This is a genomic window from Desulfotomaculum sp., assembly GCA_003513005.1.
Taxonomy (GTDB): domain Bacteria; phylum Bacillota; class Desulfotomaculia; order Desulfotomaculales; family Nap2-2B; genus 46-80.
On sequence record DOTD01000056.1, the window covers coordinates 1 to 14,635 of the forward strand.

Annotated in this window: 16 protein-coding genes; 15 read left to right on the forward strand and 1 reads right to left on the reverse strand. The window is 48.2% G+C overall.

Annotated features, from left to right (window positions below; genetic code table 11):
* Positions 1-508: 508 nt before the first annotated feature.
* From DEH07_07045 to DEH07_07110, 14 genes are all read left to right on the forward strand, one after another.
* Positions 509-1,483, forward strand: coding sequence for a heptaprenyl diphosphate synthase (locus tag DEH07_07045; protein HBY04289.1), 975 nt, complete (start codon positions 509-511; stop codon positions 1,481-1,483).
* Between the two features lie 17 nt (positions 1,484-1,500).
* Positions 1,501-2,151, forward strand: coding sequence for a siroheme synthase (locus DEH07_07050; protein HBY04290.1), 651 nt, complete (start codon positions 1,501-1,503; stop codon positions 2,149-2,151).
* Positions 2,120-3,442: a glutamyl-tRNA reductase gene (locus DEH07_07055; protein HBY04291.1), complete on the forward strand. Its 1,323-nt coding sequence runs from the start codon at positions 2,120-2,122 to the stop codon at positions 3,440-3,442. Before DEH07_07050 ends, DEH07_07055 begins: the two co-directional genes overlap by 32 nt.
* Positions 3,439-4,380 (forward strand): hydroxymethylbilane synthase, encoded by a 942-nt coding sequence (locus DEH07_07060; protein ID HBY04292.1) that lies wholly within the window; start codon positions 3,439-3,441, stop codon positions 4,378-4,380. The genes DEH07_07055 and DEH07_07060 overlap by 4 nt, the downstream gene beginning before the upstream one ends.
* Positions 4,374-5,888 carry a uroporphyrinogen-III C-methyltransferase gene (gene cobA / locus DEH07_07065; GenBank protein HBY04293.1) on the forward strand — a complete coding sequence of 505 codons (1,515 nt, stop codon included), beginning with the start codon at positions 4,374-4,376 and terminating at the stop codon, positions 5,886-5,888. Before DEH07_07060 ends, cobA begins: the two co-directional genes overlap by 7 nt.
* 51 nt (positions 5,889-5,939) lie before the next feature.
* A complete protein-coding gene (locus tag DEH07_07070) occupies positions 5,940-7,121 on the forward strand; it encodes a heme d1 biosynthesis radical SAM protein NirJ1 (GenBank protein ID HBY04294.1) in 1,182 nt (393 codons plus the stop codon).
* A gap of 18 nt (positions 7,122-7,139) precedes the next feature.
* Positions 7,140-8,120 (forward strand): porphobilinogen synthase, encoded by a 981-nt coding sequence (locus DEH07_07075; protein ID HBY04295.1) that lies wholly within the window; start codon positions 7,140-7,142, stop codon positions 8,118-8,120.
* Between the two features lie 5 nt (positions 8,121-8,125).
* Positions 8,126-9,127, forward strand: coding sequence for a putative heme d1 biosynthesis radical SAM protein NirJ2 (gene nirJ2 / locus DEH07_07080; protein ID HBY04296.1), 1,002 nt, complete (start codon positions 8,126-8,128; stop codon positions 9,125-9,127).
* Complete coding sequence (locus DEH07_07085; GenBank protein ID HBY04297.1) at positions 9,124-9,582, forward strand: Lrp/AsnC family transcriptional regulator; 459 nt, start codon at positions 9,124-9,126, stop codon at positions 9,580-9,582. The genes nirJ2 and DEH07_07085 overlap by 4 nt, the downstream gene beginning before the upstream one ends.
* 8 nt (positions 9,583-9,590) lie before the next feature.
* Positions 9,591-10,061 carry an Lrp/AsnC family transcriptional regulator gene (locus DEH07_07090; protein ID HBY04298.1) on the forward strand — a complete coding sequence of 157 codons (471 nt, stop codon included), beginning with the start codon at positions 9,591-9,593 and terminating at the stop codon, positions 10,059-10,061.
* A 52-nt stretch (positions 10,062-10,113) separates the two neighbouring features.
* On the forward strand, positions 10,114-11,397 hold the full coding sequence (gene hemL / locus DEH07_07095) for a glutamate-1-semialdehyde-2,1-aminomutase (GenBank protein ID HBY04299.1): 1,284 nt from the start codon (positions 10,114-10,116) through the stop codon (positions 11,395-11,397).
* A 99-nt stretch (positions 11,398-11,496) separates the two neighbouring features.
* Positions 11,497-12,129: a redox-sensing transcriptional repressor Rex gene (locus tag DEH07_07100; GenBank protein HBY04300.1), complete on the forward strand. Its 633-nt coding sequence runs from the start codon at positions 11,497-11,499 to the stop codon at positions 12,127-12,129.
* A gap of 2 nt (positions 12,130-12,131) precedes the next feature.
* On the forward strand, positions 12,132-12,620 hold the full coding sequence (locus DEH07_07105) for a TIGR00725 family protein (GenBank protein ID HBY04301.1): 489 nt from the start codon (positions 12,132-12,134) through the stop codon (positions 12,618-12,620).
* 4 nt (positions 12,621-12,624) lie between these two features.
* Positions 12,625-13,032 carry a hypothetical protein gene (locus tag DEH07_07110; GenBank protein ID HBY04302.1) on the forward strand — a complete coding sequence of 136 codons (408 nt, stop codon included), beginning with the start codon at positions 12,625-12,627 and terminating at the stop codon, positions 13,030-13,032.
* A 64-nt stretch (positions 13,033-13,096) separates the two neighbouring features.
* On the opposite strand, the gene DEH07_07115 is transcribed toward DEH07_07110, so the two are convergent.
* Complete coding sequence (locus DEH07_07115) at positions 13,097-13,528, reverse strand: molecular chaperone (protein HBY04303.1); 432 nt, start codon at positions 13,526-13,528, stop codon at positions 13,097-13,099.
* A 622-nt stretch (positions 13,529-14,150) separates the two neighbouring features.
* Between DEH07_07115 and DEH07_07120 the strand changes: the two genes are divergently transcribed.
* The gene (locus tag DEH07_07120) at positions 14,151-14,588 is read left to right on the forward strand and encodes a PaaI family thioesterase (protein ID HBY04304.1); all 438 of its coding nucleotides are present in this window, start codon (positions 14,151-14,153) and stop codon (positions 14,586-14,588) included.
* Positions 14,589-14,635: the final 47 nt, after the last annotated feature.

Consider the following 14,635-nt stretch of genomic DNA (forward strand, 5'->3'; position numbering starts at 1 on the left):
AACCCTTTTAAGGGTCCTGCCAAGTAATCAGTGCACATGGCTTGAACGAAGTTTAAGCCAGCGTCATTTAGGCGCTGGCAAGTAATTAGCCCTTATAGGGCTCGTGCAAGCCCCCCCATTTTGGGGTGGTCTTGACTTACTTGGCGGGAGTGTGTGAGAATCGAACTCACCCGGGACGCTCTTCACACCCCACGGCTGGTTTTGAAGACCAGGAGGGCCACCAGGCCCCATCCACCCCCATGCAGTTCCAGTTGTGTATTATATCATGATTGTGCTGTCTGATCAACGCGCTGCGATTAGGTTTGTCTGTTGCAATGTGATTAACTTAAAAAAACCGGTGGCCATGTCTAATTTGCAGCGTGTCTATTTCCTGGCCCTTGATTTTCTTATCGAAATATATTAATCTATGATAGAATTATTGTGAAAAGTACACAGAAAGCCTTGGAAGGTCTAATCTAGAAATATAAAGGCTAAAACAGGGTAAATGAATAGTTTTTCTTGCTAAGGGATGAGGCAGATTATTCCGATGGAACTTTTTGGGGAGATAAAGGACGAGCTGAAAATAGTAGAGCAGGAGTTGCATGCGGCTGTTCAGTCTCCGGATCCTTTAATGACACAGACCTCTACCCATTTGTTGAAGGCAGGAGGGAAGCGTTTGCGACCTGCCTTTAGTTTGCTGGCCGGTAAATGTGCTAATTTTTCTTTTGAACAGGTTCTTCCGCTTGCTGTTGCCCTGGAGTTAATCCATATGGCCACCCTGGTTCATGACGATGTTGTGGACTGTTCTTCAACACGCCGTGGTACACAAACAGTAAGGGCAATTTGGGGCAATAAACTTTCTGTTCATATAGGGACCTATCTTTTTGCAAAATCCCTGTCACTGATCTCCAGATATGAGAGTCCCCTTGTCAACAGGATTCTTGCCGACACCAGCGTTAGGATGTGTCTGGGTGAGATCGAACAGATCTCAAACCCTTTCGATATTCAAAAGACAGTAAAGGATTACTTTTTTACAATATATCGTAAGACAGCCCTGCTTATCTCGGCAAGCTGCCAACTGGGGGCTTTTGTCTGCGACGCCCCAAAACAGATGTATGAATCGCTTCGGCGATACGGCCATAATATTGGCATGGCGTTTCAAATCACTGATGACGTTCTGGACCTGGTCGCCGATGAAAAACTGCTGGGTAAGCCTATAGGCGGTGACCTGCGTCAGGGCGTAATCACTCTCCCTGTAATTTATGCCCTGAAAAACAGTCCGAAGAGGGAAAAGCTGAAGGATATGGTTTTACACCAGAACAATGGTTATGAACCGGAGGAAGCCGTCAGGCTTGTCAAGGAATGCGGCGGAATAGATTATTCAGGACAAATTGTTCACAGATATGTAACCAGGGCAAGAAATGAATTGTCCGCTTTGCCCAATTTTAACGCTAAAATCGCTCTTGTTTCCGTTGCTGACTTTATTGGCACACGCAGGTTTTAAATTGGGAATGATTAAATATGGCTTATTGCTATCCTGTTTCTTTAATAACGAAAGACCGGAAGTGCCTGGTAATTGGCGGGGGCGCAGTTGCTGAGCGTAAGGTTTTTTCTTTGCTGAAAAGCGGAGCCAGGGTAGAAATAATAAGCTTAAAAATTACTTCAAAATTAAAAAAACTTATTCAAAAAGGATTAATCACATACCGCCAGGGAGATTATGATCCTGCCGATCTTGCCGGAACCTTTCTGGTAATCGGAGCCACCAGCAGCAAAGACGTTAACCGCAGGATAGCGGCGGATTGTTTTGAAAGAAACATACTGGTGAATATTGTGGATGATCCGGAAGTGTGCAGTTTTTTCGTGCCGGCTGTAGTTAAACGTGGCTCCTTTCAGATTGCGGTTTCTACAGACGGCAAAAGTCCTTTATTGGCAAGGAAAATTAAAGAATCCCTGCAGAAAAAATATGGTCCGGAATATGGAAAACTCACCGATCTGCTTGGCGCAATCCGTCTTAAAATGCATAGCGCAGCTGAAAATAAAGGCGCCGGCCGTGTTATTATAGAAAATCTTCTTGATGATGATCTTTTGAAAATGGTCGAACAGGGTCAGTGGAATCAAGCGAGGGAGCGTATAATAAACGATGTTTATCGTAGCGGTAGGCGTCAGCCATAGAACGGCGCCCGTGGAAATAAGGGAAAAGCTTTCTTTTACTGAACAATTGACAAAAGAAGCCCTTGACGCGCTCTGCTCACATCCCGTTATTGAAGAATGTGTGGTTTTGTTTACCTGCAACAGAACGGAAGTCTATGTTGCTTCCAGGGAACTTGACGAAGGGATCGGCGTCGTCCAAAATTTTCTTTCCCGCAAGTCCGGAACGGACATTTCACAGATTAAAAACTATACGTATGTTCATATTCTCTACGATGCAATCCGCCATTTATTCAGAGTTGCGTCCGGCCTGGATTCAATGGTTTTAGGAGAGACAGAAATCCTTGGCCAGGTTCGCAGCGCATACCGGACGGCCTATACGAACGGTTCCACCAGCAGCTGTTTAAACTCTCTTTTTCAGCAGGCTATAACTGTCGGCAAGAAGGTCCACAGGGAAACGGCCATTGATCAAAACGCTGTTTCGGTTAGTTACGCTGCTGTTGAATTGGCCAGGCAGACCCTGGGCGATTTAAAAGGCCGTTCCGTGCTGATTCTGGGCGCCGGTAAAATCAGCGAGCTTTCCGTACGCTATCTTGTGGCCAATGGAGTAAACGGAGTAATAGTATCCAACCGTTCATACAACCGCGCTCTGGAACTCGCCAGGGAATTCGGCGGCAGGGCGGTGAGATTTGAAGAATTATATCAGCACCTGATTAAGTCGGATATTGTAATCAGCTGTACAGGCGCTCCTCATTATGTAGTTCATCACCGGCAGGTGGATGAAGTTCTTCGTTCACGTCCGGGAGCTAAAATCCTGATTGTGGATATCGCCGTCCCGCGTGATATCGATCCTGCGGTAGCTGAATTGCCGGGAATTTCTTTATATGACATTGATGATCTGCAATATATCGTAGACCGGAACATTGCTTTGAGAAGACAGATGGCTGTTGATGCCGAAGGTATAATTGAGGACGAATTGGATCGGTTTATGAAATGGCTGGGTACACAATTCGTGGTCCCGACAGTCTCCGCCTTAAAGCAATGGGCGGAAGAGATTAAACAAAAAGAGCTGCGCCGGGCGTTAAACCGCCTTGGTGAACTGGCGCCGCATGACCGCAAAGTAATCGGTTCTTTGGTGAACTCAATTGTCAACCAGCTTCTGCATGTGCCAATAACAAGGTTGAAGGATTATGCCTTAACATCTAAGGGGCATCTTTACACAGAAGTTCTGCAGGTCCTTTTCGACTTGCAGGTTGAAGAGGAGCAGGACAGGGAATACATACTTAAAACAATGATCGACGGAGGTAAAGTTTGAAGCGGGAAATAAGAATTGGCACAAGAAACAGTGTTCTCGCCTTCTGCCAGGCCCGCTGGGTGCTAGGGGAACTGCAAAGTTTAGAGCCGGGTTTGTTGTTCCAAGTAGTTGGAATCAAGACCCTTGGTGATTATGTTCAGGATGTGGCCCTCGCTAAAATTGGCGATAAGGGCCTGTTTACTAAAGAACTGGAAACAGCCCTGCTGGAAGGGAAAATAGATCTTGCTGTTCATAGTATGAAGGATCTTCCCACCAGTCTGCCCGAAAAGTTATCTGTCGGCGCTGTCTGCCGCCGGGAATGGCCGGGGGATATCTTAATCGCGCCCGCCGGAGTAACCCTCCAGAATCTGCCAAAGGGCGCTTCTGTAGGCACAAGCAGCCTAAGGCGAATTGCCCAGTTGCTGCATTACCGGCCTGATTTGAAGATGACAACCATACGCGGCAATCTGACCACCCGTCTGAGGAAGCTCTCGGAAGAGGGTCTGGATGCGCTGATACTGGCTTTTGCAGGGATTAAAAGATTAGGCTTCGAAGAAATAATTGCTCAAAAAATACCCTATTCGATTTGCATACCGGCAGTTGGACAGGGATCAATCGGTGTTGAAATACGGGAAAATGATGAGGAAATACGCGGATTAGTATCACGCCTGGATCACGGGGACTCAAGAGCGGCTGTAACCGCCGAAAGGTCTTTTATGAAGGAACTCGAAGGCGGATGCCAGGCGCCGATAGGCACGATCGGCCAGATTGAAGGCGAGTCCCTTATTCTTGAGGGAATTGTGCTTACCCTTGACGGGAGCCGCTTTGTCAGGGAAAGGGCCACCGGTCCCAAAGAACAGGCGGATGATTTAGGAAGGGAACTTGCTCAAAAAATGCTTTCCAGGGGCGCTGCTTCAATATTGAAGTCGGCCCGTCAGGAGTTTGATAATCAGTGCTGAAAGGTATAGTATATCTTGTCGGCGCCGGTCCGGGCGATCCGGGGCTGATTACCGTAAAAGGCATCCGGTGTTTGGAGAAAGCAGACGTCATTGTTTATGACAGGCTGGTTAATCCCCAACTGCTTTCTTTTGCGAGCCCTGAAGCCGGGAAAATATTTGTGGGGAAAGATACTGCCGGCCTGGCCGGAACCCAGGACGGGATAAATTCGCTTCTGATTGGCCTAGCCGGGGAAGGGAAAACAGTTGTGCGCCTTAAAGGCGGCGATCCCTTTATTTTTGGCAGGGGCGGGGAAGAGGCGGAAGCTCTGGCTGAAGCAGGCGTGCCTTTTGAAGTCGTGCCCGGTGTCACATCGGCTGTGGCTGCGCCGGCTTATGCCGGAATTCCCCTTACACACCGCAGCCATGCCTCGTCTGTAACAATTGTTACGGGAAATGAAGACCCTGACAAGGAAAATTCGATGATTGCCTGGGATAAAATAGCTGCTGAACCAGGTACCCTGGTCTTTCTTATGGGAATGGCCAACCTGAGAGCCATCTGCGGGCAGCTTATCAAACACGGGCGCAGCGGCGAGACGCCGGCTGCTTTAATCCGGTGGGGCACATGGGCGGAACAGGAGTTTTTACAAGGGACGCTCGCTGATATTGCTTCAAAGGCTGAGCGGGAAAATTTTAAAAACCCCGCCGTGATTGTTATCGGCGACGTAGTCGGTTTAAATAAGAAGCTCTGGTGGCTGAAAAAAAAGCCCTTGACCGGCAGGCGTATTTTAGTCACCCGTGAAGCACATCAGGGTGAAGGCCTTGCCCGTCTTCTAACGGAACAGGGCGGGGAAGTAATTGTTTTCCCCACCATCGCGATTGCCGGGCCTGATGACAGCAGTCCGTTGGATCAGGCGCTGGATAAAATCGGGCAATATAAGTGGATTATCTTTACCAGTAAAAATGGTGTAAAATATTTTTTCAAAAGAATAAACGAACGTTTAATAGATATCCGGGATTTAAAGGAAATTAAACTCGCGGCGATCGGTCCCAAAACGAGGGAAGCTTTGGAAGAACACGGCCTAAGAGTTGCCTTGACGCCGCCGGTGTACATAGCGGAAGAGATTGTGGCCAGTATCAAGGGTATGATTAAAACGGGAGACCGTATTCTGCTGCCCAGATCGGACAAAGCCCGCAAATTTTTGAAAGAAGCTCTGGCAGAACTTGGAGCGGAGGTTGATGATGTAATTGCTTACCGGACCTGCGCGGCCGGGGGCGATCCGGATTATCTAAGGCGGATGCTGGAGCAGGGCTTAATTCACCTGATTACCTTTGCCAGCCCGTCTGCAGTGCATAATTTTGTGCGGTTGTTTGGCGGTTCCGATTTGACCGCGTTGATAAGGAATGTGCAGGTGGCCTGCATCGGTCCGGTGACAGCGCAGGCTGCAGTTGAATCCGGCTTAAGGGCGGATATTGTCGCCCGGGATTATACCTCTGAAGGGCTTGTTGAAGCAATTCTAAGAAGCAATTAATTAAGAAGCAGTTTATAAAAATGCAATTAAAGGAAAGGCTCTGGATATAAATTGATCAGCATTACCAAGCTTCTTTGCGGCACTGAATATTATGGCGATTCACTGCGTTACAGCGAAAGTTCCTCTTCGCAGCGCTCCGGCGCGGCCGCGGGGCATGGCCCTGTGGCTGCCTGGAACATAACCCGGGCCTGCAATCTTAAGTGCAGGCACTGTTACGCGTCAGCACGGTCAGGGCCGGGGGAGGAATTAACCTATCAGGAAGCTGTCAGTTTCTTAAACGATCTTGCAGCATTCAGGGTACCGGCGCTGCTTCTTTCAGGAGGGGAGCCGGTCTCACGTCCGGACTTTTTTGATCTGATCAGCCATGCCGGAAAACTAGGCCTTCGTCTGACCCTTTCAACCAACGGAACGCTGATCACTCCCGATGCCGCAAAAAAGATCAAGGACGCTGGGGTAAGTTATGTCGGTGTCAGTTTGGATGGCATGAGGGAGATTAACGACAGCTTCCGCGGCCTGAAGGGCGCTTTCGACTCCGCTTTGCAGGGGATCCGGAACTGCCTTTCCGTAGGGCAGAAGGTTGGCCTGCGCTTTACAGTAAACAGGCATAACCTGTCTGAAATAGAATCCATATTTAAACTGATCGAAACTGAGAATATCCCCCGGGTCTGTTTTTACCACCTCGCCTATGCGGGACGGGGAACCGAAATGTCCAATCAGGATATAACGGAAGCCGAAAAGCGTTCTGTGCTTGATCTGATCATGGAACGGGTGTTGGATTACCAACGCCGTGGTCTGCAGAAGGAAGTTCTAACTGTAAATAACCACGCCGACGGTGTCTATGTGTATTTAAAACTGCTTGGAAGCAGCAATCCCAGGGCCGAGGAAGTATACCGGCTGCTTAAGAATAACGGGGGCAACCGTTCGGGTGTGGCCCTTGGCGCTGTAGACTGGGACGGCAATGTTCATCCCGATCAGTTCACACTCCAGCATACGTTCGGCAACATCAGGGAAAGGCCATTTTCGGAAATCTGGCAGGATGCAGGCCACCCGCTTATGGCAGGTCTTAGAAACCGCCGTTCCTTATTAAAAGGGAGGTGCGGCGCCTGCCGCTGGCTTGATCTCTGCAACGGGAACTCACGCACCCGGGCCGAAGCAGCCCGCGGAGATTTTTGGGCTTCCGATCCTGCCTGTTACCTGAATGATCAGGAAATCGGACTAAAGCAGCAAGTATGAAAAAAAGGGATGGTATTGATGAATTATCCTGTTACGCGGCTGCGCCGCCTGCGCAATGATGAACGCATGCGCCGTTTGGTCAGGGAGACAACACTTGCAGTCGAAGATTTAATCTACCCTGTTTTTGTAACCCGCGGCAAAGGTGTCCGCAAGGAGATCGAATCCATGCCCGGAGTTTTCAATTTTTCTATAGATACACTGCTTGAGGAATTGTCGACGGTTAAAGATCTCGGGATCCAGGCAGCGCTGATTTTCGGTGTTCCGGCTGAAAAAGACGAAATGGCTGCCGGAGCTTATAATGACGAAGGAGTTGTTCAGGAATCCCTCCGGGTTATCAAAAGAGAGCTTCCCGAGCTGTTTTTAATCACGGATGTGTGCCTTTGCGGTTATACAAGCCACGGACACTGCGGAGTAGTCAGGGACGGCCGCGTATTAAATGATCCGACTCTGGAACTGCTGGCCCTGACCGCTCATTCACATGCCAGGGCAGGCGCAGACATGGTTGCGCCTTCGGATATGATGGACGGCACTGTCGGCGCCATCCGCAGCCATCTTGACCAGGCGGGCTATACGGATACCCCGATCATGGCCTATTCGGCCAAATTTGCCTCTTCATATTACGGACCCTTCCGCGAGGCCGCCGCTTCCAGTCCCAAGTTCGGCGACCGCAAATCTTACCAGATGGATTACGGCAATGCCCGGGAAGCCTTGCGCAAGATGAATATTGACGTGGAAAGCGGCGCTGACCTGCTCATGGTCAAACCGGCCCTTGCCTACCTTGATATAATCAGCAGGGCAAGAGAAAACTTTGATTGTCCTTTGGCCGCCTATAACGTCAGCGGGGAATACGCCCTGGTCAAGGCGGCTTCCCGTCTGGGCTGGCTTGAAGAGCGCGAAGTTGTTTTGGAGAACCTGACTGCAATCAAACGCGCCGGGGCAAATGTTATTCTGACTTATCACGCCAAAGATGTTGCCCGCTGGCTGAAGGAAAGGGGATAATCAGCTTGCTGGTTTCCTGGAACACAACCAACGCATGCAACCTGCGCTGCCTGCACTGCTACCGCAACGCCGGCGAAATAAAAGGCGCTGAACTGACGACTTCGGAAGCAATGGCTATGATCGATGAAATTGCCCGGCCGGGTTTTAAAATAATGATTTTTAGCGGGGGAGAACCACTTTTAAGGCCGGATCTATACGAGCTTGTTGAATATGCCCGCAGAAGCGGGTTAAGGCCTGTTCTGGGTTCCAACGGAACGCTTATTACAGGAGATGTGGCGGCGCGGTTAAAAAAAGCCGGGATTATGGCTGCGGGAATCAGCCTGGACAGCATGGACATAGAGCAGCACGATTACTGGCGAGGCGCTCAGGGCTCCTGGCAGGCGGCTGTGGAAGGCATGCGGGCCTGCCGGCGGGAGGGCTTGCCGTTTCAGATTCACACCACGGTGGTTGACTGGAATTACAACGATGTAGAAGCCCTGACTGATTTTGCCGTAGAGGAAGGGGCCATTGCCCACCACATATTTTTCCTTGTGCCTACCGGCCGGGCGGTGGATATCAAAGAAGGCTCCCTTACGTCCGGGCAGCATGAGGAACTGCTGCATAAGATTCTGAAAAAACAAGAGGAAGTAAAAATAGAGTTAAAGCCGACCTGCGCTCCCCAGTTCATGAGGATTGCCAGACAAATGGGCTTGAAGCTTAGATTCAGCAAGGGCTGCCTGGCCGGTATCGCTTACTGCATCATCAACCCGCTGGGGGAGGTGCAGCCCTGCGCATATTTGGACATACCGCTTGGCAATGTTAAGGAGATACCTTTCAGCGCCATATGGAAGGAAAACAGCATTTTAAACAGGCTCCGTACGGAAAAGTACCAGGGGTCGTGCGGGATCTGCCAGTACAGGAAGATCTGCGGAGGCTGCCGGGCGAGGGCTTATTTTTATACCGGCGACTACATGGGCGAGGAGCCGTGGTGCGAGCATAAGAAAACATTGGCCGGCAGGGATAAATGACAATGCTTGATCAATCCGGCAGGGATTTGCTGAATATCGTTCAAAACGGCCTGCCCGTAGTGGCTGAACCCTACCGGGCACTGGCTGAGGAATTGAATGTAACCGAAGAAGAGATTATCAAACGCCTCGGTCGCTTGAAAGACGCCGGTATTATCCGCCGTTTGGGGGCGGTTTTTGATTCCAGGCGGGTCGGGTACAAGGGAACACTGTGCGCCCTGAAAGTACCCCCGGAGCGGATAAATGAAGTTGCTGCGGTGATCAATGGTTTTCGGGGAGTGACACATAACTACCTCCGCGATCACGAGTTTAACATGTGGTTTACAGTGTTAGCGGAATCCCGGGATAAACTTGAAACGACAATAAAGAATATCCGTGAACAGACGGGCATAAAAGATTTATTGTCGCTTCCTGCGGAAAATGTTTTCAAAATCGGTGTTCATTTTAAGATTACATAGGTGTTTAAATGCTTAGTGAACAGGAAAAGGAACTGGTCAGGGAACTGCAGAAAGGTTTGCCGCTGGTCAGCCGCCCGTTTTTGGATATTGCGGACAGGCTTGGCCTGAGCGAAGAAGAGATCATCGCTAAGGTAAAAGACTTTCTTTTCAGAGGTATTATCCGCCGTTTCGGCGCTGTGGTCAAACACCAGGATGTGGGCTATGTGGCTAATGCAATGGTTGTCTGGCTCGTTCCCGAAGAAAGGATAATGGAGGTCGGCCGGGCAATGGCCTCTTTTCCCGAAGTGACCCATTGTTATAACCGTCCAAGCGTGCCCGGGTGGCCTTTTACACTGTACACGGTAATCCACGGGAAAAGGGAACAGGATTGCCGCAGTATTGCGAAGAAGATCTCTTCATCCACAGGAATCAAGGATTACCGGATACTTTTCAGCACCGCGGAATTAAAGAAAAGCAGCATGGAATATTTTCTTGACTAAACACAGGGGAAATACAGGGGGACGGATATCTATACTAAAAAGAAGGTGAAAGATGCAGGAAAAAAGATACCTTAATTCAGCAACTTTATATGAACAGGCCAAGCGGTACATTCCGGGCGGTGTCAACAGTCCTGTCCGGTCCTTTAAAGCGGTTGGAGGAAATCCTGTTTTTATTGAAAAAGGCAGGGGCAGCAATATTTTTGACGCTGACGGGAACAAGTACATAGATTATGTGTGTTCCTGGGGGCCTTTGATCCTCGGACACTGTCATCCTGAAGTTGTGAAAGCGCTGAAGGAATGTGTGGAACTGGGGACTAGCTTCGGCGCCCCGACTGAACTGGAAAAAAACCTGGCGAGTGAAATTGTCGCCGCCGTCCCTTCAATTGACATGGTACGCCTGGTCAATTCAGGCACGGAAGCGGTGATGAGTTCCTTAAGGCTAGCCCGTGCTTTTACAGGCCGGGATAAGATTGTCAAATTTGAGGGCTGTTATCATGGCCACGCCGACTCTATGCTGGTTAAGGCCGGTTCGGGCTCGATGACGCTTGGTCTGCCGGACAGTCCGGGGGTGCCCGGGAGCGTAGCGTCCGGGACGATCGTTTCAGCGTACAATGACCTGGACATGCTTGAGGCTGTCTTTAAAAAGGAAGGCAAGGATATTGCCGCTGTAATTGTAGAGCCGGTTGCCGGAAACATGGGTGTGGCGCCGCCCGAACCGGGTTTTTTGCAGGGCATCCGGGACATGACCGAAAGATTTGGTTCTTTGCTTATTTTTGACGAAGTTATTACAGGCTTCAGGGTTGCATACGGCGGAGCGCAGGAGTTGTATGGCGTCAAACCTGACTTAACCTGTCTGGGAAAAGTGATTGGCGGAGGCCTGCCGGTAGGAGCGTACGGCGGCAGGCGTGAAATCATGGAACAGATAGCCCCGCAGGGTCCGGTTTATCAGGCTGGAACGCTTTCGGGAAACCCGCTTGCTGTGACGGCAGGTCTGGCGACTTTAAAGATATTACGGCAAAACGGTTTTTATGATCATCTCGAAAGCAAGGGAGCAAGCCTGGCCGAGGGCCTTGCCCGGGCTGCCGCTAAATCCGGCGCCGGGATTACAATTAACCGGGTCGGTTCAATGATCTCTTTATTTTTCATAGCAGAAAAGGTGACGGATTATATTTCCGCCTGCAGGTCAAATACGAATCAATACGCGCAATTTTTTAAGAAAATGCTCGACCAAGGAATTTACCTTGCGCCATCCCAATTTGAAACCTGGTTTGTATCTTCCGCACATAGCGGCGAAGACATTGATCTGACCATTCAAGCCGTACAAAATACCTTATAAACACAAACAATAAATTTATTTGACAGGTGACAGGTCGCTGATATATCCTAATAAATAACAATGTTCTGATTATTCGTAATTGACCGGGGAGTTTTGAGTGTGAAAATGCCCAGGATACCTGAAGCGACTGTCACCAGGTTATCACTGTATTCAAGATTCTTGGAGAACCTTGAGCGGATGGGAGTCGAGTTTGTCTCATCCGGGGAAATTGCGGAGGGTTTAAGTATCAATCCGGCCCAGGTAAGAAAAGACCTGGCTTATTTCGGTGATTTCGGCACACGCGGAGTAGGATATAGAGTAAAGGATTTATTAAGCTGTACATTAAATATCCTCGGGTTGGATCAAAAATGGCCCCTGATCCTTGTTGGAGCTGGCGCCCTGGGTTATGCGGTCTGCGGTTACCAGGGTTTTAATAAGCGCGGATTTTCAATTGTCGCGGTATTTGACAGCAATCCGGCGAAGATAGGAAAAATGGTCGGCAGTATTGAGGTTTTGCCAATGGGTAAAATGACGGAAATAATAAAAAACCGGCGTGTACGGATCGGGATTATCGCAGTTCCTGCAAACGCCGCCCAGGAAGCAGTCGATCAGATGGTCGAAAACGGATTGGAAGGTGTTCTTAATTATACGCCTGTGAACCTTGTTACGCCCGATGCAGTCAAGGTGATCAATATTGACCTGTCTGTCGGGTTGGAGTCGCTAACTTTTAAATTGAGCCAAAAGGAGCTTTAAAGATGAACCCGGTTCTTTATATAGGAGTTATCGGCGCTGGAGAATGTACAAAAAAGGAAGCTTCCCTTGCCGAGGAAGTTGGTTTTGAAATTGCCCAAAGAGGCGCGGTGCTTATTTGCGGGGGTAGGGGAGGCGTTATGGAGGCGTCAGCAAAAGGGGCCCGCCGGGCAGATGGAATTGTAATCGGCATTCTTCCGGGGAGAAACCGCAGTGAATCGAATCCCTACCTTACCATAGCCCTGCCGACCGGCCTGGGGGATGCCCGTAATGCAGTAATTACCTGCGCTTCTGACGTACTTATAGCTGTTTCAGGAGGTTATGGAACCTTGTCTGAAATTGGCCTTGCCCTGAAGATGGGCAAACCTGTGGTGGGCCTTTCCACCTGGGAAATGAAACGGGGCATGCAGGACTTTGCCGTACGCCTGGCGTACAGCCCAATGGAGGCTGTGGAAACGGCTTTTCTTTTGGGTCAATCAAAGCAAAAGGAGTAAAGGAATGGTAGATAGCCGCAAGACAATTGAAATAGTGACTGCCGGTCATACTGAATTTGCAGATATTACTTCACGGGTAAGAAAGTTGATCGTAGAAAGCGGGATAAGCGAAGGGATCTGCTGTCTTTATGTTCCTCATACAACAGCCGCGCTGTTGATTAATGAAAATGCGGACCCCACCGTCGTTCAGGATATAACTTCTAAGCTGGAGAGAATCGTTCCTTGGAATGAGAGATACCTGCACCTGGAGGGCAACTCGGCCGCTCACATAAAGGCCAGCCTGCTGCAGACTTCTCAGGTAATTCCGGTTGAAGGCGGAAAACTGCTGTTAGGGACCTGGCAGGGAATTTTTTTCTGTGAATTCGACGGTCCAAGACAGAGGAAAGTATTTGTTAAGTTGATATCTTCCTAACTTAAAAAAGATCAAAAAAAATAGCTGGCCATAACGCCAGCTAGTCGGGCAGGAAGCTGCATCGCTATTCCTGGACATTAATTGTTATTTCTTTGGGCCTGATTTCTTCTTCTTTGGGAAGGATTATTTCCAGCAGCCCGTTCTTATAGTTTGCTTTTATCTCACCTGATTTTATAGGAACATCTATTCTAAAAGAACGGTAGAAGCTTCCGTAGCTGCGTTCCACCTTAAGATAGCGGGCGCCTTCTTCCCTTTGCTCGCTCTTGCGCTCTCCCTGGATGCTTAATTCGTTATTTACGAAGTGAATTTTAATATCTTCTTTTTCAAGGCCGGGAATTTCCGCCTTAATAATGATTTTCTCCGCATTGTCCTGGATGTCTACAGGGAAGGTCCATGCATCGCTTTTTCTGGGGAACGGAAAAGATTCGTCAAAAAGCCTGTTGATAGAATGACGCAGGGTGGACATTTCTCTTGGATCCCATTTAGTTAAATCCATTATTATCTTACACCTCCATAAAGAATAAGATTAAGAGTACTTTCAACTGAACCTAGTATTTTATTTTTACCAAAAATTATCCGTCAAACACCTCCCGGACTGGATTTTTTATGCAGCTCCTTACATTGTATCTAGTATATACAATGACAATATTATTGTCAAGCATGTTTACAATAATAATATTATTGAACTTAGTTTATTCTACTTAAGTGGTATTAGTAACCGCGCCAAGCCATGGAACACCGGGCATGCAAAATAAACTCATGATACCAGCAATCAAGATAAGTACTGCCCCAATTATTGTTAATATTAAACCAAATACCGACAATTATTTCACCTCCTTTTTGGAAATAGACTGATTCGTTGTATATTTATTCAGTAGCTAAATATAATATAATTACTATTTGTTTTAGGAGTAATATTCTGACAAATAAGCCGAAGAAAAGCAGACAGTGAAAATATGCTATACTTATGTTCAATGGAGCGATTTGCAAGAAATGAGAATGAGCTTGCCCTAAGGCAAGCTTTGACAGCAGCCTATTTAAGGATTTAAAAAAATAGTTTGCTATAAATTGTGGGCAACAGTTGGGGGCTGAATTGTTTATTGGCTGGAGGTTCAATTGTGCGTAATGAACACCTGGAATGGATAAAAAATTACTTTAAAGAAATATGCCAGGACCCCAATTACGATAATTTTCTTGGGATTGAAATGATCGATATAAAAGAAGGTACAGCTGCTTTTAAATTAGCAGTCTCCGGCAGGCATTGCAATATATACGGCACTGTACACGGAGGCATCCTTGCCTCAATTTCCGATATAGCGATGGGAACGACCTGCTTAACTTTGGGAAAAAGTATTGTAACAATTGATCTGAACATCAGCTATATAAGAAATTCGCCGAAAGGAAGCGTCCTTACAGCAGTAGGACAATTAATCAGCAGCGGTAATTCCATTATTAGAACAGAAGGCAAAGTTTTTGACGAGCAGCAAAGGCTTCTTGTTGTATCCCACGCTTCATATTTTATTACGGGTAACTTTTTAAAGAACGATCATCCTTAATTTTGGATGGAGTGCGCAAAAGCTATTTTACTTTAAGGAAAAACCTT